The 23,173-nt window shown below is 56.3% G+C and carries 18 protein-coding genes; 5 read left to right on the forward strand and 13 right to left on the reverse strand.

What is annotated here, in order from left to right:
- Positions 1-72: 72 nt before the first annotated feature.
- Positions 73-1,107: an SIS domain-containing protein gene (locus tag B7364_RS02915; RefSeq protein ID WP_232780782.1), complete on the forward strand. Its 1,035-nt coding sequence runs from the start codon at positions 73-75 to the stop codon at positions 1,105-1,107.
- Positions 1,104-2,243, forward strand: coding sequence for an N-acetylglucosamine-6-phosphate deacetylase (gene nagA / locus B7364_RS02920; RefSeq protein WP_085338451.1), 1,140 nt, complete (start codon positions 1,104-1,106; stop codon positions 2,241-2,243). Before B7364_RS02915 ends, nagA begins: the two co-directional genes overlap by 4 nt.
- On the opposite strand, the gene B7364_RS02925 is transcribed toward nagA, so the two are convergent.
- The 4 genes from B7364_RS02925 to B7364_RS02940 all read right to left on the reverse strand — a co-directional run bounded on the left by B7364_RS02925 (position 2,240) and on the right by B7364_RS02940 (position 7,097).
- The gene (locus B7364_RS02925) at positions 2,240-3,481 is read right to left on the reverse strand and encodes a BaiN/RdsA family NAD(P)/FAD-dependent oxidoreductase (protein WP_085338467.1); all 1,242 of its coding nucleotides are present in this window, start codon (positions 3,479-3,481) and stop codon (positions 2,240-2,242) included. The two genes, nagA and B7364_RS02925, sit on opposite strands and share 4 nt — an antisense overlap.
- Positions 3,482-3,546: 65 nt before the next feature.
- Entirely contained in the window at positions 3,547-5,007 is a 1,461-nt protein-coding gene (locus tag B7364_RS02930; RefSeq protein WP_085338452.1) for a flavin-containing monooxygenase, read from the reverse strand.
- 98 nt (positions 5,008-5,105) lie between these two features.
- The gene (locus B7364_RS02935) at positions 5,106-5,660 is read right to left on the reverse strand and encodes an ActR/PrrA/RegA family redox response regulator transcription factor (protein ID WP_085338453.1); all 555 of its coding nucleotides are present in this window, start codon (positions 5,658-5,660) and stop codon (positions 5,106-5,108) included.
- 69 nt (positions 5,661-5,729) lie between these two features.
- Positions 5,730-7,097 (reverse strand): ActS/PrrB/RegB family redox-sensitive histidine kinase, encoded by a 1,368-nt coding sequence (locus B7364_RS02940; RefSeq protein ID WP_085338454.1) that lies wholly within the window; start codon positions 7,095-7,097, stop codon positions 5,730-5,732.
- Between the two features lie 260 nt (positions 7,098-7,357).
- On the opposite strand from B7364_RS02940, the gene B7364_RS02945 reads away from it, so the two are divergent.
- Positions 7,358-10,360 carry a M16 family metallopeptidase gene (locus tag B7364_RS02945; protein WP_085338455.1) on the forward strand — a complete coding sequence of 1,001 codons (3,003 nt, stop codon included), beginning with the start codon at positions 7,358-7,360 and terminating at the stop codon, positions 10,358-10,360.
- 19 nt (positions 10,361-10,379) lie between these two features.
- Here the strand turns inward: B7364_RS02945 and B7364_RS02950 are convergent, their stop codons facing one another.
- Entirely contained in the window at positions 10,380-10,820 is a 441-nt protein-coding gene (locus tag B7364_RS02950; RefSeq protein ID WP_085338456.1) for a hypothetical protein, read from the reverse strand.
- 231 nt (positions 10,821-11,051) lie between these two features.
- Between B7364_RS02950 and B7364_RS02955 the strand changes: the two genes are divergently transcribed.
- Entirely contained in the window at positions 11,052-12,386 is a 1,335-nt protein-coding gene (locus B7364_RS02955; protein WP_085338457.1) for a pilus assembly protein TadG-related protein, read from the forward strand.
- A 68-nt stretch (positions 12,387-12,454) separates the two neighbouring features.
- Here the strand turns inward: B7364_RS02955 and B7364_RS02960 are convergent, their stop codons facing one another.
- The 8 genes from B7364_RS02960 to B7364_RS02995 all read right to left on the reverse strand — a co-directional run bounded on the left by B7364_RS02960 (position 12,455) and on the right by B7364_RS02995 (position 21,257).
- On the reverse strand, positions 12,455-13,795 hold the full coding sequence (locus tag B7364_RS02960) for a TolC family protein (protein WP_085338458.1): 1,341 nt from the start codon (positions 13,793-13,795) through the stop codon (positions 12,455-12,457).
- Entirely contained in the window at positions 13,792-15,027 is a 1,236-nt protein-coding gene (locus tag B7364_RS02965; RefSeq protein WP_085338459.1) for an HlyD family secretion protein, read from the reverse strand. Before B7364_RS02965 ends, B7364_RS02960 begins: the two co-directional genes overlap by 4 nt.
- Before the next feature lie 5 nt (positions 15,028-15,032).
- Positions 15,033-15,746 (reverse strand): ABC transporter ATP-binding protein, encoded by a 714-nt coding sequence (locus tag B7364_RS02970; RefSeq protein ID WP_085338460.1) that lies wholly within the window; start codon positions 15,744-15,746, stop codon positions 15,033-15,035.
- Positions 15,743-16,603, reverse strand: a complete 861-nt coding sequence (locus B7364_RS02975; protein ID WP_198534010.1) for an ABC transporter permease — start codon at positions 16,601-16,603, stop codon at positions 15,743-15,745. The genes B7364_RS02970 and B7364_RS02975 overlap by 4 nt, the downstream gene beginning before the upstream one ends.
- Positions 16,522-16,884: a hypothetical protein gene (locus B7364_RS02980; protein ID WP_085338462.1), complete on the reverse strand. Its 363-nt coding sequence runs from the start codon at positions 16,882-16,884 to the stop codon at positions 16,522-16,524. Before B7364_RS02980 ends, B7364_RS02975 begins: the two co-directional genes overlap by 82 nt.
- A gap of 111 nt (positions 16,885-16,995) precedes the next feature.
- A complete protein-coding gene (locus B7364_RS02985; RefSeq protein WP_085338463.1) occupies positions 16,996-18,891 on the reverse strand; it encodes a TadE/TadG family type IV pilus assembly protein in 1,896 nt (631 codons plus the stop codon).
- Between the two features lie 753 nt (positions 18,892-19,644).
- Positions 19,645-19,803: a TRIC cation channel family protein gene (locus B7364_RS18350; protein WP_157893452.1), complete on the reverse strand. Its 159-nt coding sequence runs from the start codon at positions 19,801-19,803 to the stop codon at positions 19,645-19,647.
- A 284-nt stretch (positions 19,804-20,087) separates the two neighbouring features.
- On the reverse strand, positions 20,088-21,257 hold the full coding sequence (locus B7364_RS02995) for a glycoside hydrolase family 130 protein (protein ID WP_085338468.1): 1,170 nt from the start codon (positions 21,255-21,257) through the stop codon (positions 20,088-20,090).
- Positions 21,258-21,546: 289 nt separating this feature from the next.
- Here B7364_RS02995 and B7364_RS03000 point away from each other — a divergent pair.
- On the forward strand, positions 21,547-23,173 hold a 1,627-nt coding region (locus B7364_RS03000), incomplete at its 3' end, for a TonB-dependent receptor plug domain-containing protein (RefSeq protein WP_232780783.1).

A 23,173-nucleotide genomic window follows, 5' to 3' on the forward strand; every position in this document is an offset into this window, starting at 1 on the left:
CAAGTCTGTCTAATAGATAACTGGGCTCCCGCGGCGAGTCACGTCACACGACAGCCCTTTAGGAGAGCCCCTGTGAGTCAATCCAAAACCTTGATGTGGACCGAGGCACGCGAGGCTGGCCAAATTGTCCGTCGTCAAGTTGAAGCAAACGCCAGCCTGATGCGCGACCTGGGGGCTCGGCTGCGCGCCCTAAAGCCGCGTCTGGTCTTGACCTGCGCACGTGGCTCTTCTGACCATGCAGCCGGCTTTGGTAAATATGCAATTGAAACACGCCTTGGCGTGCTGGTGGCCTCTCACGCACCGTCTACATCTTCAATCTTTGGGACTCCTCTGCGCGATCTGGATGGGGCTTTGTTTTTGGTGATCTCGCAATCTGGTAAGAGCCCGGACATTTTGACTTCCATCGCATTTGCCAAAGAGGCAGGCGCTTTTGTCGTCGCCATGGTGAATGATGCGAATTCACCCGCTGCCAAAGCCGCCGATGTGTTTATCCCGCTCCATGCTGGGCCTGAATTGGCTGTTGCAGCGACCAAATCCTATATCGCCTCTCTATCGGCCATCATTCACTTGGTAGCCGAGTGGCGCGAAGATGCGGATTTGCTGACAGCGATCCATCAAGCTGGCGATCACATCCATGCGGCGTTTCATCAGGATTGGTCGCGTGTGGGCGAGGCGCTTTTGGAAGCCAACAGCCTGTTTGTCATCGGCAGGGGCCTGACCTTTGGCATTGCCCATGAAATGGCGCTGAAATTGAAAGAGACAAGTGCCCTTCATGCAGAGGCCTTTTCAGCTGCCGAAGTGCGCCACGGGCCGATGGCAATTGTTGAGGCGGGCTTTCCGGTTATTCTGATTGCGCCAATGGACGAGGCTGCTGCCGGTTTCCCGGCCTTGAGTGAAGAGTTTGCCGCCCGCCATGCCAAAGTCTTTGCCTCGGGCGGACCTTTCCCGGGGGCCATTGATTTGCCCACTCAAGCCGGGCTTCACCCCCTTATTGCACCGCTCTGTCAGGTCTCGTCTTTTTATGCTTGTGCAGAGGCTTTGGCCCGTGCGCGTGGGCGAAACCCCGATTCGCCACCCTGGCTAAACAAAGTCACCGAAACGCAATGAACGCGATCGCTTTCCACAATGGGTGCCTCGCCTCTGGTGGCCAAATCCTGACTGGCCAGACGCTGCTTGTGTCGGGGGGCAAGATTGAAGCCATTGGGGCCGACTTGGCCATACCGGCCGACTATGAGCTGGTTGATTTGAAAGGTGATGTGCTTGCGCCGGGATTTTTTGACATTCAAGTCAATGGCGGTGGCGGTGCCTTATTCAATGACGCGCCGACGGTTGAAACCATCGCGACCCTCGCAAAAGCCCATGTCAGATTTGGCACGACTTCTCTCCTGCCAACTTTGATCTCCGATGACCTAGACAAGGTAGCCCAAGCGATTGACGCCGTCGATACCGCGATTGCGGCGGGCGTTCCGGGCATTGTTGGCATTCATCTGGAGGGGCCATTTTTGAACGCCAGCCGCAAAGGTGTTCATGATGCCTCGAAGTTCAAAGTCTTAGATCCGGCGGCTATTGAGCTATTGACCCGCTTGAAACATGGCAAAACCCTTATCACCTTAGCGCCTGAAACGGCCTCAGCCGGTGCCATTGCGGACTTGGTCGGCCGTGGCGCTGTGGTCTTTGCCGGCCATACCGAGGCAAGCTACGAGCAAATTGTGGCGGCCGAGGTGGAAGGTCTTCGGGGTTTCACCCACATTTTTAACGCCATGAGCCAGCTCTCCAGCCGCGCGCCGGGTGTGGTTGGTGCTGCTCTGTCTAGCCGCTATGCTTATTCAGGCCTGATTGCAGATCAGGTGCATGTCCATCCAGCCAATATGGCCTTGGTCGCCCGTTTGCTTGGGCCCCAACGAACCATTCTGGTCAGTGACGCCATGCCGACCCTGGGCTCGGGTCAAGACTGGTTTGAGTTGAAGGGTGAAAAGATCATAGCCCGCGGCCTGACCTGTTACACGCCTGATGGGGTGCTAGCAGGTTCTAACCTGTCCATGCTGGATGCCGTCGGGGTGATGATGCGCTCGGTCGGGGTCAGTTTGGCCGATGCGTTGACGATGGCAACCTATGCCCCTGCCGATGCCATGGGCTTGCAAGACCGTCTGGGCCATTTAGTGGTTGGGGCGCGGGCGGACTTTGTGCAGGTGGATGCACATGCTAATCTGGTTCAGGTTTGGCAAAACGGCCGACGTCTTTAATCTGCACGTTCTTTGATCCAAGAATCTATCCCTTTGGCAGCATGCTGGGCGCTGGAGAAGCACGCTTGTAGGAGATAGCCCCCGGTTGGGGCATCCCAGTCGAGCATTTCTCCTGCTACAAACACGCCCGGCAGCGGCTTAAGCATGAGCCGGGCATCGACACTGTCGCGACCTATGCCGCCAGCGGTGGAGATGGCCCGGTCAAGGCCCGCGAGGCCTGTCACCTCTATGGGTAGGGTCTTAATCAAGCGCGCGAGCCCCATAGCGGTGGGGGGCAGCTTGTTGCCGGTGGCTTCACGCATCAAGGCGATGGCGGGCGGGGCGAGTTTCACATGGCTTTTGAGCGCGGTTGAAATAGATTGGCCCGGCTTGGCCTTAACAAGCCGATGGGCGAGGGTTTCGGTTTCAACATCGGGCCGCAGGTCAAGGTGAATCTGGCAAGACCCCTGGCCGAGGCTGGCCCGTAGCGCCGGCGACAACGCATAAATGGGTCCGCCTTCGAGGCCAGCTTCAGTGATGACGACATCACCGCGTGCGCGTGCATCACCCAGACCGACTTCAACATTCTTCAGGACGGCACCGCCAAATCCTGCCTTTAGGGTTTCTGTCCAGGCAGAATGGACCCCGACATTGGAGGCGGCTAACGGGGTAATGCCCACGCCGAGCGCGCTTAGGATTGAGGTCCAAGCCCCATCTGCGCCAAGCTTGGGCCAAGACGCCCCACCCAGAGCCAAAAGGATGGCAGAACCGCGGAGTTCATGGATAGACCCATCGCGGTAGGTGAATTGTGCGGCCCCCTTGGAAGAAAAGCCTGTCCAGCGCGCCCCGGTCGTGATGGTCACGCCCAAGTCCGCCAGTCGCTGCAGCCAAGCGCGCAAGAGAGGGGATGCTTTCAGGCTTCGGGGGAATACCCGCCCGCTGGAGCCCACAAAAAGGGGCTGGCCAAGACCTTCGGCCCAAGTCCGCAACGCATCGGGGCTAAAGCCTTCCAACCAGATTTCTACCCAGTTCTCTGAGGACCCATAGCGTGGCTTAAACTGGGTCAGGGTTTCGCTATGGGTCAGATTCAGGCCACCGCGCCCAGCCAATAGAAACTTTCGACCCACCGATGCCATCCCGTCAAACATCTGCACCTGATGTCCAGCCTTGGCCAAAAGTTCTGCGGCAAACAGGCCTGCAGGCCCCGCCCCAATGATGAGGATCGGCAGGGCAGGGGCTTTAGCGGCGGGTTCTGTCATGAGAGACTTCCAAGCATGATGCTTCATGGCAGGCGTTGGCCTGCCCTGTCCATCCAACAGCTTCCTCAGGCGGTCTTTGGCTTAGAAAAGCGCATCACATCATCTTCCAGCTTGCCAAAGCGGAAGGCCATCAGATCCAGCGCATAATTCTGATGGACTTTCCACGGCGCGACATGACCTTGTTTAGGGAAGCTTTCCATGGCGCGGGTGACATAGCCAGAGCTGAAGTCCAGCCAAGGCGCTGGCTCTAGTGCTTCACGGCCCGTTTCGGGCAGGCACGTGGTCTGGCCGGTGGCATCGAGATGATTGAGCAAGCGGCAGACATATTCGGCGGTCAGGTCCGCCTTCAAAGTCCAAGACGCATTGGTATAGCCAAAAGCGGAAGCCAAATTCGGCACGCCACTATACATCATGCCCTTATAGGAAAAGGTCTTGGAAAAATCGACAGCCTCGCCGTCCACCTCAAATGGTACACCGCTCAAGACTTGCAATTGTAGGCCGGTGGCGGTGACGATGATGTCAGCGTCAACCCGCTCGCCCGACCTTAGGACAATGCCCGCCTCGTCAAATTGCTCGATATGATCGGTCACCACACTGGCCTTGCCAGCTTTAATGGCGGCAAACAGGTCAGAATCAGGCACCAGACACAAGCGTTGATCCCAAGGATTATAGGTCGGCGTGAAATGCTTGGCCATGTCGAAATCGGCCGGCAATTCCTCTCTTAGCAGGCCCAACAAACGCTCTTTAACTTGGGCAGGGTGCCTGCGTGCCATCGTGTAAAAATACATCTGAAACAGCACATTGCGCCAACGGATCAGGCCATAAGCCAATTTGCCGGGCAGAACTTTGCGTAACCAATTGGCAAAAGCATCCTCGCCGGGTCGCGACACCACATAAGTGGGCGACCTTTGCAACATGGTTACATGGGCGGCTTCATTGGCCATCGCAGGTACCAAAGTGACCGCGGTTGCCCCGCTGCCGATGATCACAACTTTCTTGCCGCGATACTCAAGGTTTTCGGGCCAGAATTGGGGATGAATGATTTGGCCTTTGAAGTTGTTCTCGCCCGGAAAATCGCGACGATGGCCCTGATGATAATTGTAATAGCCGGTGCACATATACACGAAGTTACACGTCAGCTGCCCTTTGGTTTGCGCCTCGCCAAACGTGTAATCAATTGTCCACCGCGCAGTCGCAGAATCCCACGAAGCCCCGACGACGCGGTGGTTCAAGCGGATCTTGGACTTGATGTCATATTCATCCGCGGTTTCATGCAGATAGTTCAGGATGGATGGCCCATCGGCAATGGCTTTAGCTTCTGTCCAAGGTTTGAACGAGAAGCCCAAGGTGTACATGTCGGAATCAGAGCGGATGCCGGGATAGCGAAACAAATCCCAGGTGCCGCCTATGGCCGAACGGCCTTCAAAAATCGCATAGCTTTTGCCCGAGCATTGGCTTTTGAGGTGGTAAGCCCCGCTGATGCCGGAAATGCCAGCACCAACAATCAGCACGTCTAGATGTTCCACGACGACATTCCTATGAGCATGATCTGGACTCTACGTTGAGCACGTGATCCTTTAGCCCATCGTTATGGAGCACGATGCCGACGTCAAGGCATAAAGCTTTAGCGTGGGGCGCGCTTGGCCAAAATCCGCTGCAAGGTGCGGCGATGCATGTTCAAGCGGCGCGCCGTCTCTGAGACATTATGGCCACAGAGTTCAAATACGCGTTGGATATGTTCCCATCGAATGCGGTCCGCACTCATGGGGTTAGAGGGTGGGTCTGGTAAATGGTCGCTTTGGGCCAAAAGCGCCTTGACCACATCATCGGCATCGGCAGGCTTGGACAGATAATCCACCGCCCCGGCTTTGACGGCCGCAACAGCCGTGGCGATATTGCCATAGCCAGTCAGCATCACGACGCGCGCATCTGGGCGGCGGACATGGAGTTCTTCGACAACCGAAAGCCCCGACCCATCTTCGAGGCGTAAGTCCAAAACCGCAAAGGCAGGCGGTGCGCCGCGCGCAATGGTCATTGCCTCTTCCACACCAGCCGCAGTCTTGACTGAAAAGCCGCGGCTTTCCAACGCACGGGCCAAACGATTGCGCAAAGGCGCATCATCATCCATCACAAGGAGGGAACGGTCGGGGAGGGCGTCAATCAGTGTTTCTGCTGCCATAGTTTTCAGTGAACCCAAACGCATCAAACCGCAAGTGACAAGAAGTCGCAGGTCTTTCGGGGTTGCGTTTTATGGTTTGGCGGCGATCGCAGAAATTGGCCACACCGTTTGCACAACCGCGCCTCGTCCAGGGCCTGCACCATTCCAGAAGGATACTTGCCCGCCTGAGCGTTCCAATAGGGTTTTGGCGATGAAAAAGCCAAGGCCCATACCCTCACGCGTCGTGGCCGAAGCTGAGCCTTGCAAGCTGGTTGAGATATAGGGTTCGCCCAAGCGGTCAAGAATGGCTTCGTCAAAGCCTGGCCCATCATCAGTAATGGTGACGCGGACGCTGCGCTCATCCCATTTGGCCGAGACTGTGACAGCTTGTTTTGCATAATGAATAGCATTTTCTAAAAAATTGCCGAGCCCGTAGAGAATGGCGGGTTTGCGAATGACCATCAGTTCGCCCTTGCCCTCCGGCCCCTGAATGTCAAACAAGACGGCCTTATTGCCCAACTCAGGGTGTCGTTCGGCCACCTCTTCCAGCAATTGGCCAAAGGGCAGGGTATCGGTAACTGATTCAGGAATTTCCTTCTGATTGGTTAGATTGCGCAAAATCTCGCGACAGCGCTGGGCTTGGGACAGGATGAGTTCGGCATCTTCCATGTCGAGGCTGTTGGGCGGCAGTGAACGCAGCATTTCTTTGGCGGTAACTTGGATTGTCGCCAGAGGTGTTCCCAATTCATGCGCCGCTGCGGCAGCAAGTCCGCCCAAGGCCGCGAGCTTTTGTTCGCGCGCCAGCACTTCTTGGGTGGCAATAAGGGCATCGGCCAATTGGCTTTCTTCCAAAGACACACGCCACGCATAGCTTGCGGTGAACAAGAGGCCGATGACGATCGCAAAAGCCATGGCGAATTGATAAAGCGCCGGCAGCATAAAGCTGCCAGCTGGCAGCCAAGGCAAGGGATAGGAATAAAGGGCCAGTACCCCGACGCTTAAGATGGTCACCCCAATAATGCTCAGCGTCCAACGCGGTTGCAGCGTCGAAGCGGCAATGGTGGCTGGTGCAATCAGCAACAGGCAGAAAGGGTTGGCGATGCCGCCTGTTAGATAAAGCAAGAGCGCCAGCTGCAGCACGTCAAACGTCAATTGCGCAGCCGCCTCCCATTGCCGCACGAGGCGCTGGGGCGGCAGGCCCACCGTGATGATGATGTTGAGCGTAATATTGGCGGCAATCGTGAGAAGGCAGGCCAAAAGCGGCAGTTCAAAGTCAAAGCCAAAATGCACCACCAAAACGGTGATGAATTGCCCGATCAGCGCAAACCAGCGGGAGCCGACCAAGGTCCGTGATCGAAGCCGGCCAACGAAGGGGGCATTAATCGCGATCGCCGCCGCGATAATCTCTTGATCTTTCGAAAGTTTGTCCATCCGTTCAGCATAAGCACCTGTCGCCATTCGCCCAACGCCTTTTGCTTCATCCCCATGCGATAGATTGCCGCACCAGTTTAGCCACCGATCCGCACAATGTGCAAACGAGGGGTGAAGGGCCCAGCGGGGCGAGCCGCTTGTTCCCCTGCAGGCGCAACTTGCAGAAAACCAGAACTCGTTCAAAATCTCAGATTGAATTGTGAATTAGGATTTTGACGGTGAAATTTCAGAGACAATTTTTTCAAATTGTTAAAAGGGTGCGGCATTGCGGGCTGTGGCTTGCTGCTATGGCCTTAAGCTTTGACCCCTCGTTGGCATGGGCGCAAGCACAGAGCAAAGCACCAGCAGATCTATCCCTTTTGCCGGGGCCGATGATCGTTACGCCGCCGGGCGGGCTTAAGGTCCAAACGGCAAAGCCAACCACCATCTGGCCGTGGGAACGCACGGGTGAAACACCAGACCCTGCCATCCGCTTTGGTCGGCTTGAGAATGGCATGCGCTATGCCATCCAGCGGGATGATAACAAAGAAGGCGAGGTGGCCCTCCGCTTTCGGATTCATGTTGGTTCAGCCTTTGAGGAAGATCACCAACTGGGCTATGCGCATTTCTTGGAACATATGGCGTTTAACGGCTCAAAAAATGTTCCCGAGGGCGAGCTCATAAAACGCATGGAGCGTTTGGGTGCCGCTTTCGGTAGACATGTGAATGCCTCAACAAGCACGAATGAGACTATCTATAGGTTTGACCTGCCCAAGGCGGATGAGGGGCGGCTTGAGCTTGCCCTCGATCTCTTCCGCGAGACGGCGGATCGGTTGACCTTAGCTCAAGATGCGATTGATCGCGAAAAAGGCATTGTCTCAAACGAGCAGGTCAGCCGCGCATCGCCGATGGCAGACAGGTTTAGCGAACGCCAAAAGCTCTTTTATCCCCGCGTACGCCATACACACCGCAGCCCGATTGGCACGATTGCAAGTATTGAGGCAACGACATCGGCAAGCCTGCGTGCCTTTTATGAGCGCTGGTATCGGCCAGAACGGGCCATCCTCGTGGTGGTTGGTGTTATCGATGTGGATGCGACCGAGGCTATGATTAAAGAGCGGTTTGCAAGTTGGAAGCCCGCGCTGAACGAGCCAAACCCACCAGACCCAAGCGAGGGGCAATGGGAAGAGAATAAGCTTGCCGTCTCTATTGATCGCTCAAACACCCAGCCAGAAGAGTTCGTTATTGAAGCTGAGCGGCCAGACCCTCGACTGTTTGAGCGAGGGTCACGCGAAGAAGAGAGCATTCGCCAAAGTGTGCGCATGCTTACCTTCAACATCGTGAACCGCCGCCTGAGCTTGGCTGTAAAGCAGGGCGATCCATCACCCCTCTTGTCGGCTTCCTATGGTGGGCCATTTGCTGGGCCAAACAATCAACCTGGCATGGGCTGGCGCGCGCAATTTGATTTCGTCCCCCGCAATGGGGACTGGAAGGGCGGCCTAAAGGCAATCGCGCTCGAGATGCGGCGTATCTTGCAGGATGGCATCTCACAGGAAGAGAGGGACCGTGCCATCGCACAATGGACGCGCGACAGGCCCTCCAGCGAACTTCCTGACTTTTTTGAAGGTGCTCAGGGGAGGGCAGAAAGCATTTTGCGGGCGCTGACCTATAATTGGACCCCCATGGCGAAACAAGACCGTGCCACTCGGCGGGCACAGCTTTTGCGTGAGTTCGAGCGAATTACAGTCGCGCTTCTCAATGAAGAGCTGCGCATTTATTGGCAAGGCGTCCAACCCCGCTTCTTGATCACGACCCAAGATCCCAGTGTGACAGAAGCAAGTGTCTTGGCGCTGTGGCGCGAAATCTTGGCCGCGCCGATTCCGCCGCGGCAAGTTGTAAAGCCTGTCCGACTTCAACCCGCGAATCTCGGCCCCGCAGGTAAGCTTGCCGGTCGATGGCGTGAGCCGGGCTTGGACGCAGACTTTGTTCGGTTTGAAAATGGCTTGACCTTGGTTGTCAAACCCAATCCAACAAAGGTGACTGACCCGGCACAGTCGAAACGGCCAGGCCAAGTCGCCCTTAGGGTTCAGATCAGCGCTGGTTGGCTTGCATTTGGTGATAGCGATAACCTGTGGGCTGGCCTTGCCGAGCGAGAGTGGGAAGTTGGCGGTTTTGGCAATCTCAAAGCGTCAGACATCAGCGAGGCGTTCAGAGAATCGGCACTCAACCCAATTGATCGCGACATTGGGTTAGTACGAACCAGCCTGTCAACCGAAGCGCTTCTGACCCATTTCAATGAGACATTGGATGTTGTTTTGGCGCAAATTGTGTCACCCAAATTGGGTAGGGAAAGTGCCCAGTTTTATGCAGATCGGCTAAAGCAATATTTGGCCCTTCGCCAACTTACAGCTCAAGACGTCCTCAGCCAGAAGCGATCCAGCCTTTATCAGACGGGCTCGCCACTTTTTGCGGCACGAACACCAGAGGAGCTCCTGCAAGCCGTTCTAAAAGTTGATGCTGCCCAAGCCAATGAACGTCTGCTGACCATTCTGAAAGACGCGCCAATCAATGTCATTGTCGCCGGGGATATCGATTTAGATACAGCCATAAAAGTGGTCGAGAGCCGCTTTGGTGCTTTACCTAAACGACGGGGGTTGGATTCAGGTATTGCCGTCGCGCACAATTGGCGTTTGACGGATGGCGGTGGCCCTATGCAAACCTTTCATCATGGTGGCAAGGAGGATCAAGCGCTCGTCCATGTAGCTTGGCAAATACAAAACATTGAGAAGGGTCCAGATGCTTTTCGGCTCGACTTACTGAGCGAGATTTTTCAAGTTCGAGCCAATGATGTAATCCGGGAAGCCTATGGACAATCCTATTCGCCGTCAGTCGGAACAACGCGATTGCCGGGTTATGGCAATCATGTCGTTCTCGCCGTGACAGCAATCGTGCTGCCAAAGGATGTTGAGAGCGTGGAGTCCCACATCCGCGCAATTGCTAAGGATCTCGCCACCCATGGCCCTACCGAGGATGAAATCGCCCGCGCCCGTGCTCCGCTGCTTGCGAACAAAATCCGAGACTGTGAGACCAATCGGTGTTGGGTGTCGACCATATCCGATGCGCTGATCAAGCGCGACATTGGCGAGCGGGAGGCGCGCCCTTGGCAGGATGGGTTAGATTCCGCGCCGACAATGCGCACCCTAACGCGCCAAGATTTACAAGCCTTGGCGGAAAGCTACTTCGTCGATAGTCGCCTTATAAGAGCGCAGGTATTGCCGGGCGCGAAGCAACGTGAAAGTGGCGCGGAGTGATCATGCCAAGTCACCGGCTTTACCGCTTGGGAAGCGTCTCACGGCGCAGCCATCGGGCTAACTGGTTGGCAAAGGTTTGATCATCCTGCACGCTCAAGGCAGACATATCTGACACAACAAAAACCTGACCACTTTTATGGCGCACCTGTAGCATCGCATGATGCTGTCCTTTGTTTCGGATGAGTTTCCAGTCTTCAATATCCTCGCGTAAAATCGACCACCTGTTCCCCAGCGATTGATAGATTAATTCATGGTCGGTGAGGGCCAGTTTTTGAACAAAATTGCCAACAAGATTGAGTGCGGCAGTCATCACTGGGATGATGATTAAGGCGATCTGATAGGTGCTCGGGCCAATTTCTTGAGCGATCAAAATGCCGAAAGCGACAAACAGGGCGGAAAGTGCCGCCATAAAGAAGTGCCGCTTGGCCGAGGTCGCATAGATTATTGAAGTGGGTTCCATCAGGCCAAAACCTCCAACTCATGCTTTGGATTTTATCACGCTTGAATGACCCAAAGCCTAAAGAGAAGGGCGGTGCGGACACCAAGCCATAGGCCAGAGCAGGCATCAAATCGGATCATCGGCTTAAGCGCCGTAAATCTAATTGAGTGTTCGACATCAATTTTTTGTATATTCGATTGCAAGAGCCAATGTTCAGACATATCTTGCAGGTAATCACTGGCTGACTTTCAGATGGCTGTGCCAAATCCGGTTTGGCGGTCGTCGGAAAGAGCGGCTTGGCCTTTGGATCTGAAAGCGTTGCCCCTGACGCGCAACAGACTTGTGTTTAAGCTCGACCCGCGGGTGCAGAACCCGGGCCGCGGCAATGTGACCGTCATTACGGCGCTGGTTGCTGTCCCCTTGTCTTTGATTTTGGTGGCCGCCATTGAGCTTACCGCATTGAGCAATGAGCATGCCGCCATGCAAGCCGCCGTTGACGCTGCAGCCCTTGCTGGCGCGCAGTCAATGACGATCGCAGGAACTTCGAAAAAGAGTGCGAGTGAGTATGCAGAGAAGTTTGCCCTGAGCCAAGTCGAAAACTTCGCCAAGCGGGCCAAAGTTGAATTTGATGCCAGCGATGGGCCAGACGGGTCCTTCACCGTGCGGGGTGAAGCGATCCGCTCGTCCTTTTTTGGCAATCTTGTCCCGCCCGGTGGCTTCAAGATCAATGTCGAGGCCACTGCAGAAGCGCTTGTGAAACAGCCTCTTTGCATTCTTGGCATGGATGATGGGAGCAGCGACAAAGCTGTCTCGGGGGCGGGTACCTCCAAAATCACGGCCCGAGGCTGTGTTGTGCATTCCAACAGCAATCATGAAGTTAAGCAAAAGGCGTCGATTGAAGCTGGGACCGTGCGGATGACTGGCAAAGCTATTGGAACCGCGTTTTCGCCGCAGCCGCAAATGGGCGCTCTCGCGATCGCCGATCCATTTAAGGACAGAATCATTGCGCCACCGAAGTCCTGTTCATCGGTCCCCGATGGCGGGGAAGTAGAAATGAGTTCGGGCACCAAGGTCTTGAGTCCTGGAACCCATCGGATTGAGTTTGAGATGAGTGGAACGGCAACCCTCAAGCTTTTGCCGGGAGAACATTATTTTTGTGAAGACTTAGAGTTTGAAGATGAATCCCGCCTGGAAGGTGAAGACACGGTGATGATCTTGATGAATGCCGAGCTGATGGTGCAGGACAAGACCTTTGTGTCTCTGGAAGGCCGTCGCTCAGGCGCTTGGTCGGGCTTTGTCATTGTTAGCAGCCGGAAGAGCAGCGAGCATGTCAGCTTCAAATCCCCAAATGTGGATCGGTTGCTTGGGACCATTTATCTTCCCGAGACCACAATCTATGTGACCTCGCCCGGCAGCATAGCAGACGGTTCACAATGGAGCGTTGTTGTGGCGCGTAATGTGATCACTTCAAACTCCGCAAATTTGGTGATTAACTCTGATTATGCGGGCTCACCGGTCCCGGTACCAGACGGGGTGGGCAATCGCACCGGCGGATCAAAATCGACCCCGCTCCGGCTACGGAATTAGACGAAGGCAACCTAAGTCGATGTGCATAGCTGTTCGGCCAAAGGGATAGGTCCAAGTCTCGGCGAACATCAGGGAACCACACCCATGGCAGCCAATAGGCTGGCTGATGCTTGAAACCGATCTGCTGGCAGAGCGCGCACTTCGGCCTCTTCATCTTGTAGCAAGGCCTCTGCACGCAAGAGCTCAAGGGTGCTCAAGGTTCCCGCGCTATGCTGGGCGCGCGCTAGGGTGAGGGTGCGTCGTCTGGCTTCAAGGGCAGCGAGGCGCTGGGGTATCTGGGTTTGAATGGTCTGAAGATTAATCCAAGCACGCATGACCTCATCAGCCGCAGTTAGCAACAAGCCTCGCTGGGCCGTGGCCAGACTTTCGAGTTCTAGCGCCGCGATATGGCGTTGGGCCCGACGCCGTCCGCCATCCAGTACATTCATAGCCAAGCTCGCGGCAAGCTGTGTTGCTAGATGGCGCGGGGCAAGGAGGGAGTCGAATTGGCTGGAGGACCCTGTAATGCTGTGAGAGATCGACAAGTCTGGATAAAGCGCGCGCTGCGCTAAGCTGACCCGCACGCCCGCGGCAGACAGACGGATTTCCAGCGCCCGTAAGTCCGGCCGACCCGACAGGCTTTCAAAGGTGACTTCCTCCCTAAGGGGAGCCACATCCTCATTGAGCCCAAAATGAATCGGTTCTGGGCGGAGTATCAGGGGGTCGATGGCAAGTGTGGCTGCCAAAGCCGATGTTGCCTGCCGATCGTTCCGCTGCGCTTCGGTGAGGGCGACTTCGCTCGATCGGAGGGCCGCTTCAGCTTCGGCGGCATCGGCCAGAGTTGCCAGTCCGGCACGCTGGCGGGCTCGGATTCTTTCGGCAATCTCGTGTTGACGGCTTAAGGCGGTTCGTGCGCTCTCAAGGCCAATTGCGGCGCGGGTGCGATTGGCCAAAGCTTGCGCAAGTTGTAGGGCGAGGGCCACCCGCGCCCCGTCAATTTCAATGGCTTGGGCATCTGCTTCCAGTCGCGCTGCGCGCAATTCATCCCGTGCCTTGCCCCAAAGGTCTAGGGCCCAGCTCACACTGGTGGTGGCGCTATTGGTGCTGCGACTAGGGCGGTCTGGGTCGTCGCGGTTCCACGGCCGATCCTCACTCGCATTTAACTCTGCGCGGACTTGTGGGAACAGCGCTGCCCGCTGCCCACTGGCAGCAAAAACAGCCGCTCTTTGTCGCAGTTTGGCTTGTTCGATACTGGGTGCGCCAGAAAGGGTCACGGCCAAAAGGGCTGCGAATTCGGGTCCGCCAATCTGGCTCCAAAGCGAGGTCGGCCCCTCGCCCTTTGAGAGGGGTTCTGCGCGGGCTAAGCGCGGTAAACATGCGCCTATGGCCATGAGGACCAGCGCGTTTCGGCGCGTCAGTTTTGTTGTCATGGCTTTGCGTCCCGAAGAAAGTGGACCCGAACCCGTTGCCCAATCAGCAAGTTTTGGTTCTCAACAGAGGTAACCACTTCAATGACCCGGTCATCTGCGCGGGCGTTTGGATCATCGTCGCGGCGGCTCACGCCAAACACTTGCCCCACGCGCAGCACTTTCCCTTTGATTTCAGGACGGGTGCTGCCTTCAACCTTGACGTTCACCCGCTGCCCCGGTTTGACGACCTCAACCATGGATTCCTCAAGTTCGCTGCGAATGATTTTGGCGTTGAAGGGGGCAAGGGTGAAGAGCGAGGTGACATTCAAAGTCGATGCCCCAACGCCAGGTCTGGCGGCGGCCCGAACGATTATTCCAGCCACCGGTGCCCGGATTTGACGTTGCTCCACCTCAAGGCGCGCGGACAGGACGCGCGCTTCTGCAGCCTGCAGTTCGGCCCGCGCCGAAGCCAAGTCCGATTGCAACACGCGCATACGTGCTGTCGCTTCGACGATGGAACGGCCAAGCTCTGCGCGGATGACATCGACTTCGCGGCGCAAGAAACGCACGCGGTCGCCCGCTTCACTGCGTGTCTTGTCGGTCTCAGCCTTGAGCGCGCGCAATTCTGACTCAAGTCGCTTTCGCTCATCGCGAGCGCGGTCCAGCGCCTGAAGGGTGTCTGCGCCTTGATCGACCAGATCGACAAGCCTTTCTTCTTCACGCCGGGCCGCGGACGCTTGAACCTCCAAACTGGCCAGACGGGCGCTGAGGGGATCTGGCCGGCCCGTGCCTTCAGATCTGGCGCGTTCGCGCTCTGCCGCCGCCAATTGTTCTTGAAGCAACGAAAGTCGAGCTCTCGAAGCGCTTACCTCCGACCTGCCACTTAAGCGCTGGACTTCATCCTTGGCGGAAGCAAGTTGGGCTACCAAACCGTCCAGCCGTGCAGCTTGGGTATCGCGGGCAGCCATGGCTTCGGCCAGCGCCGCGCTCGGCACACGTTCATCCTGGCGGGCCAGCAATTGCCCTTGTTCGACGGAGTCGCCTTCTTCCACATAGACTTGGGTGATAACCCCGTCGCGCGATGCCGCAATTGCGATCACACCGCCCTCGACATCGACGCGGCCCTTGGCCACTGCCGCGGCTTCGCCCTGTGCATTGGCGTCGGCTTCAGGCGTGCTTGGATCTTCTTGTGGGCCACAGGCGGCAAACAGTAGAGCCGCAAGCGCGACAATGAGTGGCTTAGATGCATTCATGAAGCTTAACTCCTTCGATCCTGGCGCGTCGCATCGGTTTCTGATGAGATGCGGCCATCTTCGATCCACAATTGGCGGTCTGCATGGTCCTTCAAGCGCGGGTCATGGGTGACGCATAAGACCGCGGCGCCGGTTGTGTGGGCTGCGGTCCTCAGTAGGTCAGCGATGCGCTCACCATTAGCCCGATCCAATGCGGAGGTTGGCTCGTCCGCAAATAAGAGGCGCGGCTGCTTGGCGAGTGCGCGCGCAGTAGCGACGCGTTGTTTCTCGCCGCCCGACAATTGTCTGGGTAGAAGGTCGACCCGGTCACCCAAGCCCACCTGCTCTAAAGCCGCGATTGAGCGCTCTATCGCTTCGCGGGGCGCAAGCCCCATCGTTTCCAGAACGGTTTGGACATTTTCGCGCGCGCTTAAAGCAGGGAACAGATTAAAGCCTTGAAAAATGAAGCCAACTGAAGCCAGGCGCAGCTTTTCCCGATTGGCTTCCGATAGGCTCCACAGGTCTTCGCCGAGGGCAATCACCGTCCCATCATCGGGTTTCAATAGACCTGACACCATAGCCAGTAGGGTCGATTTGCCAGATCCGGATGGGCCCATCAACAGGGTGAGTTGCCCTGCATGCAAGGCGAAGTCCTGGTGATCAATCACGGTTTTGGCGGTAGCCCCGTCGCCAAATCGTTTGGTGAGCCCCGTTGCCTTGATGCTTGTCTGCGCGGTCATAGCAACAACTCGGTTGGGTTGGAGCGGTAAAGCGCCCGGACCGCATGTATGCCAGACAGAAGGGCGACAATCAGCAGAAATAGGCAACACGTCACACTTGCTGGCCACGGATAAGCGATGGCAACCTTCAAAGCGCCAGCCAGAACCTGCACCAAACCGGCACCCACCAACATGACGGGAATGCCGACCAGTCCGACCCAAATGGCTTGTTCGACCACAATCGCGCGCAGTTTAGAGGCGGGAACGCCAAGCGCCCGAAGGGATGCGAGCTCTTTCAACTGGGCCAAAACCGCGCCGCGCAACGTTTGACTTGTTACGCCAATCCCCACCAAAAAAGCGACAAATGCCGAAAAGCCAAAGGATGCGCCCGCGCCAGAATCAATGAGCCAAACCATTTCCGAACTTTCGATCAGATCATGTTTCTCCCAGACCGTGTAAGGGGCTTCTAAGGCGTTGGCATTGAGCCGGTCACGTGTGGCCTCGGCTTCCCGCGGGTCTTTCACTTGAATGAGGTAAAGCGGGTTGGAGCGATCATCATCGCCAAGCAATCGCGCGGTGGCCTGGGAAGCGAACACAAAGGCCCCCCAAGAACTTCGAAAGCCAGAGGTAAAGCCGACAACGCGGACGCGTTGACGATTGATCTCGGCTGTATCGCCAATGCGGTTGATCCCCAGTTTTCGCGCGTCAGCTTCGTCAATCAGCACCGCACCTGGTTCGGAAAGGGCAGCCATAAGGTTCTGGGGAATTGATTGCATCCGCGCCGGCGAGGTTGGATCTAAGGAGAGCGGGATACCCAATACGGGCACCCGGCGGCTGCCTTTGCGCCAATCGCCGCCAAATTGTCCTTGACGATCCACGCCTTCAACCGCTGGATCAACCCAGAAGCGGCCAACATAACGTTCAGAATGTCTACCGAGGCATCAAAGCTTAACGAATCGCCCGAGGTTACAATGAGGTCGGCGTTGGACTGTCGTAACGTGACGGTGAAGGTCGCAAATTGGCCGAACAACAAGCCAATTTGGGCCAACATCAAAAGCCCAGACAAGCCAAGGGCGGCAACCGCCGCCGCATAGCGGCGCCAGTCATAAATCAAGGTGCGGCGGGCAATCGAGACTCTGGGGAAGCTTTGCTCGCTCATGTGCGCACTTCTGCGCTGCCTCCGTTGAGAGGCCATGGAAGAAGTGTGGAGCGCCTGTGGAGGCGCAGCGCGAGATGCCAGAAGCCTCGCGACTTCCGGGACACTCGTATGTTATTCTTTCAAGCGCAGGCTGAAGGTTTCGCGTGCAATCTGTTCAAATGTTGCATTCAACTGGCTGGCATCCACCGCAAAGGCGCGTGTCGGATCTCCAGCGCAGGTACGAAGGCGGCTGACCGCATCGCTGTCTGATACGTTGATCGCCACCGTATAAAGTTCGATCTTATAGGTTTCCCGGATAGCGGTACACCAAGATTGCATGCGGCTGTCGAGGGTAGTCCGGTCGGGCGATCCTGAACAACCCGGAGCCCCCGATTCGCTACATCCCCAATAGCCGGGGAAGTTAATGGCTTGCTCATTGGCCCCATCGGTCATCAACACCATAACTTTCGTAGCGTTGCTGGACCCGAAGGGCTCTGGCCTTGCATGCTGGAAGAAGTTGGCCCACTCGCTGCGCGGCGAAAGGGCACGTAAGCCCCAGCGCAAGCCGACATCAGCATGCGTGCCACCTGGAGAGGGCGACAGGCGATCAATCGTATTGATAAGCTGGGTTCGATTGGCTGAGAGGCCAAGCATGGGCATTGGGCAGTTTAGGTTTGGCCCCGTGATGCGGCGGAAGCTATCCCACGTCTGTTTGGGGACCCAGGAACACCAAGCGCCATTGGCATTATTCCACGCGATTTCATTATAGTCTGCGACACAGCCATTGGCGGTGCCGGTATTGAGATCCAAGCGACAGCCCGAGCCGCTGATACAAGCTTGCGACCCGTTGAAATTGAAAAAGGCGTTGCGCGTTCCATTATTGTCGTTTTGCGAGCAATTGATGGTGGTGATGCTTGGGCTGCCAGATGGGCAGGAATTATAGTTGCGCGCGTAAGGATTATTGACGCAAGCCGCATTGATTGCAGTCTTGCCAAGGCTCAAGAACGCAAATGACTCAGGCTTTTTGCCCGGAAGCTCCATCTTTCCTTGTGTCTTTGGGGGAGGTGGGCTGCCGCCGCCGCCACCGCCGCCGCCACCGCCACCGCAGCCGGTCCAATTGTCACACATTTTGGTAGCGACAAATCCTTTAGTCCGCGTAGCATTATTCACGCGCGGGGGCACGCGAAGGGCATTCCATGTCATGCCAGATTTGAGGTCATCATTGGCGGTCAGGCTTTCGCCCGTGCCAGAGATACAACCACGCCAGCCAACTGGCGCGAACATAGAGGTGAGGGTGGCGCTGCTTTCGCTAATATTGGACGAACGACTGATCGTATTGCTGGGCAAGGAACGTGTGCCGGCATCAGCGGTGCTGCGAACCGGTGCGGGCGAATTGTCCCAAGTTTGGTCTGGGACTTCGCCGCGAATATTCACAGTCGTTGTCCACGGGATAACGGCCACGCGCAAACGGTCTGGGATGGTGATGGTATTGAACAGCGTGTTGACAAAGGTCTTGGCGGCACTGCGCATCTGGGTAAAGCGCGTGGTCGGGTGACCGTCATATTGGAACATCGATGCCGTCGTATCCATGACGACAGCTACTTCCAGACGCTTATCAGCCCCAGCGGTGGCGACACCCACAGCCCGTAGGGCAACGGTTGAACGGCCAATGATCCCGCCCAAAATTAAGCTTTGGTTGCCCGTTCCAGTCAGGCGGGCTGAACCGTCTGCATCCCAAGTTACCACAGCTTGAAGATTGCTAACCCCTCGATCGGCACCCGGCGCAGAGGCTAGGAAGGTTTTGGTGCCGGCCGCAACCCCCGCAGCCCGGGCCACAGTCTCGCTTTCAGACGCCTTATCGCTTTGTTCGCGCTTGGCGGCCAAGGCCCCCGCATCTGCAGCTGCCGCCAACGAGGCTTTGGTGTTGGAAATACGGGTCAGTTCTATCGCGGCGCCCAGGACACCCAGAGAAACTGCAGAGACCAAGGCAAAGACAATGGCGACGTTGCCCCTTTCGCTGCGCGCCAGTTTTGTCGCAACAAAGGTTTTTTGAGTATCTCATCAGTAATTCCCCTCAAAGTGCCAAAGATTGAGAAGCACTCGGGTGATAAATAGCAAGTAAGTTACTAATGAGCGCTAAAAGCGACTGGAATTGAGAAGTAAATTAGGTGGTCAAAATCAAATTAGGATATAGATATTGTCTTGTTATCTTGTTGGATTAGTGCTGAAGACATTCGAAAACGGACAGATTTGCTGCAGATTAACTGGCAGGTAATCCTGATATCAAAGATCAACCTTATCCCGTGGCCGGCATCGACGGGGCCATGGTCCCTTCAAGTCCATATCGATGGCAGCGAGGACACCCCTTCTTCCCAGTGCTCGAGAAGCTTCGATTCCTGGTGGGGCGTGAAACAGTAACGTACACCGTTATTCCACAGAACGCCCATAGCGAGCGTATGGCCAAGGCGGCGCTGGTCTTCCAAGATGGGGAACGCACGTCGGATTAGGCCTGACACAATAAGACTTTGAGCTGCCAGCCCCGGCGTGGAGTTAGGTCGGCCTTGGTGCATTCAAAGACAAGAATGGGCCTGATGGTGCCAAGCGCGCTGCGGCCCAAACCTATAGGGATGATCAGCCTTGCCCAAACAGAAGACCGATGTTGGGGTCTTGGTGAACCGCCACAGTCTGATCTTCACTTTGCCCGATAGCGTGACAGGGACCAGCCGAACTGGATGGCACCACCCCGTAAAGCTAGTCCCAACAGGAATGCGCCCGATACAGCTATTTCGTGCCCAAGAGGATAAAGCCAACCATATCCATCTGATTGCGCGAGGCAACCAAAGCGCTCGTCAATGAAAAGACACGGATTCCGAGCCAATCAAGCGCCGCGATCAGATTTTCAAACTCAAGCCGCCCCTTTCGAATCCGCGCCAATAGCATCCTGCGAACAACATAAGTTCAAGTCGTGCAGAGATTACCCGCTTTGTGGGCTGCCTAAAGCATCTTCCGAGATTGAAACCCCGGCCTCGATCTCCGCGTCTTATCATCTAGCTTGTCACGATTGGCGGCTTAACGCCCGCAAATGGAGAAAACGATCCCAATTTGGCAAGCTTCTGCTGAGATGGAGCATGAAGGCTTTGCGCCAGAGGTTGCCGTTTGGGGGGTGTTGACCTTTGCTACTGCCCGCAGCGCTTGGCGTGGGTTGCACCTGACGAGAGCTCCAGTCAGGCGTTTCCTAAGATGAGTGCCTGTCTTTGTTCAAAGGCGCCGCGTGACGATAGGCTGTCGGGGGGCGTGTTGAGGGCATAGTCGCACAATTCGTCTAGGCGCGTTTCGGCGACATGGACGCGGGTGTCTGATGAAGCATAATAAATAAGCACCCGACCCGTTTCTGGCTCATGGGCCCAGCCATTGCAGAAGGCGACATTGGAAACATCGCCCACACGCTCTCCGCCTTGCGGGGCGATCAGATAGCCGCCGGGTGCAGCGATCACGCGCCACGGCTCTTTCAAGTCGGTCAGCAGTACATAAAGCACATAGCGCAAGCCGGCTGCGGTATCGCGCACGCCATGGGCCAGATGCAGCCAGCCATAGGGGGTTTTGAGGGGAGGGGGGCCTTGGCCGTTCTTGACCTCTTTGATGGTGTGATAAGCGCGGGGGTCGACAATTTCTTGCCTTGAAATGCGCGCGCGCCGCATGTCTTCCACTAAGGCCCAGCCAATGCCGCCGCCGCCGCCAACATCAACAAAGCCGTCTTGAGGGCGGGTATAAAGTAGGTATTGGCCGTCAACATATTCTGGGTGAAGGGTAACATTGCGCTGTTGCCCAGGTCCTGCATCCAAGTCTGGCAGGCGTTCCCACGTGCGGAAATCCTTAGTGCGGACGATGCCGCATCCGGCCACCGCGGCGGTGAGATCATGGGGCAGCGCCAAATCCTTTCGCTCGGTACAGAATAGGCCATAGATCCAGCCGTCCTCATGCCGGGTCAGGCGCATGTCGTAAATATTGGTATCTGGTGGGGTGCCCTCAGGGATGTCGAGCGGATGGTCCCAAAAGCGAAAGCCATCGACGCCGGTTTCACTTTCAGCCATGCCGAAAAAGGATTTGCGATCGGCCCCCTCTACGCGCGCGACCAACAGATATTTGCCCTGATGATAGAGCGCGCCGGGGTTAAAGGCAGCATTGACACCAAGCCGCTCTAAGAAGCGCGGGTTTCTGTCTGCCGAGAAGTCAAACCGCCATGCAAGGGGAACATGGTCGCGCGTTAACACCGGATAGCGGAAGCGGCAAAACACGCCGTTGGCGCTGGGCATTTGTTCGTTTGAACGCAGCAAAAGGGCATCAAATTCTGCCTGAATGCGCAGTTTTCGAGCGTCTACGGCTTCCCACGACATGATTTTCAAACCTTTTTGCACCTCGACTTTTGTCTTAGTCACTCACGATTGATAGCGTTGTCAATCCTTACAGGCTGGTGTGTGAAAATAATTTTCAGCAACGCAAACTAGCAATTGACAGCGCAATCAATTTCGAGCAGGCCATGAATAACAGCGCTGTCAATTTGGCGCGGGAGTGGTAGGGTCAGGTGTGAACCGGATCTTGGGTCCCGATCGAAGTGACGGAAGCTGCCGATAAAAATCGACATCAGAGACCAACTGATGACTTATTCCTTGGGAGGACAGAGAGATGCGTAAAAATACCTATGGGCTAGGCCTGCGTACCAGCGTTTCGGTCATGGCCATGGTTCTGGGTTGCGCCGGAAGCGCAGCTGCTCAGACCGCACAGACCCGTTCGCAGGCACAGCCAGCGCCAGAAGTGGAAACCGTTGTGGTGCGCGGGTATCGCGCCTCGGTCGCCGATGCCCTGGCAACAAAGCGCAACTCCAACCTGATTATCGAATCCATCACCGCCGAAGATATTGGCGAATTCCCAGACAAAAACATCGCAGAATCTCTTCAGCGTCTGCCCGGTATTCAGATCGACCGCGAAAATGGTCAAGGCACGAAAGTACGGATTCGCGGTCTGGATCAGAATGTGGTGGTCCTTAACAATGAAATCTTTCTGACCGGTCTGGAAGCTTTCCGCATCGGGGAAGGCAATGCAACCCAGACCGATTCGCTTAAAGGGGTTCCGTCCGATCTCATCGGCGGCGTAGACGTCTTTAAGTCACCGCAATCCTCACTGCTCGAAGGTGGCCTTGGCGGCATCATCAATCTGCGCACGCGTTCGGCCCGCAGCCTGAAAGATGGTCTTCTGTTTGCCGGTCAGGCCCGCGCCAACCAAAGCGAAGATGGGGAGACGACCCCATCCTTGTCGGCAACCCTGGGCTATCGCTTCAGCGACCGCTTGGCTGTTTTGGGCAGCCTGTCCTATGAGAAGAGCAATGTGGTAACCGACGCCTTGGGCGGTGATAATCGCGGCGGTTGGCAGTTCAACAACCGCCCACTGAGCAGTGCAACGACGCGCAACATCTGGTCACCTGAATATCGCTATGTCACCAATCGTGATCAGGACCGCGAGCGCTTGGCAGGTTCGATCAATGTCGATTTCAAATTGTCGGACACAGCTGAGCTGCGCTTTGACTGGTTCCATTCAAACCTAACGATTTTGACGAAAGAAGCCTCGCTCAAATTCCCATTCGCCAATGAGAATGCGACCTATGGCGCAGCCAATCTGCAAGTTGGTGCAAACAATGTGTTTGAGTCTGGCACCGTCACGGCCAATTCAGCCGAAGGCATCAGCTTTGTCCAAAATGGTGAAGCCAAAACCGACAATATCCAATTAGGTTTGGCGTGGGAGCTGACAGAGCGCTTGAAAGTCGACCTCGGTGCCTATCATTCGAAGGCAGATTACGAGAGCACCGCGGGCAATAATGACGTGCGCTATACCCAATATGGTGTGCGCAATGGGACGGCAGCGGGCCTCATTCCAAACCCAACTGCCCCGACGACTTTGGTCTTCAATTATCGCAACGGAGCCTTCCCAACCTTTACGCCTGCCCAACCATCGGCCTTCACCACGCCGTCGAGCGTATTTGCGAAGTCGCATTGGGTCTTTGGCGAGACTACCACCATCGACAATACCGCTGTTCGGGCAGACTTTACCTTGCAGGCCCCTGATGCCCTAGATGGCCTTTGGGTCGTGCGCTTTGGTGCCCGCTATGCTGAGCGCACGGTGGACAGTGAATATGGTCGCTATCTGGCTGATTATTCCGGCAAGGGTGAGTTAAGCGGCATCAATTTTGGCCAGAACTGGACCCCGCTGGGCTACTTCCAAGCTGGACACCCGCAAAAACTGCTCGCTTTGAGGCTGT

The sequence above is a fragment of the Aquidulcibacter paucihalophilus genome (genome assembly GCF_002105465.1).
Taxonomy (GTDB): domain Bacteria; phylum Pseudomonadota; class Alphaproteobacteria; order Caulobacterales; family Aquidulcibacteraceae; genus Aquidulcibacter; species Aquidulcibacter paucihalophilus.

Bases quoted from the DNA above. Each gene is read 5' to 3' on its own strand.
- B7364_RS02970 (WP_085338460.1), bottom strand. From the start codon at position 15,746: ATGACCGCGCAGACAAGCATCAAGGCAACGGGGCTCACCAAACGATTT.
- B7364_RS02965 (WP_085338459.1), bottom strand. From the start codon at position 15,027: ATGAATGCATCTAAGCCACTCATTGTCGCGCTTGCGGCTCTACTGTTT.
- B7364_RS02950 (WP_085338456.1), bottom strand. From the start codon at position 10,820: ATGGAACCCACTTCAATAATCTATGCGACCTCGGCCAAGCGGCACTTC.
- B7364_RS02945 (WP_085338455.1), top strand. From the start codon at position 7,358: ATGGCCTTAAGCTTTGACCCCTCGTTGGCATGGGCGCAAGCACAGAGC.
- B7364_RS02955 (WP_085338457.1), top strand. From the start codon at position 11,052: ATGGCTGTGCCAAATCCGGTTTGGCGGTCGTCGGAAAGAGCGGCTTGG.
- B7364_RS18350 (WP_157893452.1), bottom strand. From the start codon at position 19,803: ATGCTATTGGCGCGGATTCGAAAGGGGCGGCTTGAGTTTGAAAATCTG.
- B7364_RS02995 (WP_085338468.1), bottom strand. From the start codon at position 21,257: ATGTCGTGGGAAGCCGTAGACGCTCGAAAACTGCGCATTCAGGCAGAA.
- B7364_RS02980 (WP_085338462.1), bottom strand. From the start codon at position 16,884: ATGAGCGAGCAAAGCTTCCCCAGAGTCTCGATTGCCCGCCGCACCTTG.
- B7364_RS02960 (WP_085338458.1), bottom strand. From the start codon at position 13,795: ATGACAACAAAACTGACGCGCCGAAACGCGCTGGTCCTCATGGCCATA.
- nagA (WP_085338451.1), top strand. From the start codon at position 1,104: ATGAACGCGATCGCTTTCCACAATGGGTGCCTCGCCTCTGGTGGCCAA.
- B7364_RS02940 (WP_085338454.1), bottom strand. From the start codon at position 7,097: ATGGCGACAGGTGCTTATGCTGAACGGATGGACAAACTTTCGAAAGAT.
- B7364_RS02935 (WP_085338453.1), bottom strand. From the start codon at position 5,660: ATGGCAGCAGAAACACTGATTGACGCCCTCCCCGACCGTTCCCTCCTT.
- B7364_RS02925 (WP_085338467.1), bottom strand. From the start codon at position 3,481: ATGACAGAACCCGCCGCTAAAGCCCCTGCCCTGCCGATCCTCATCATT.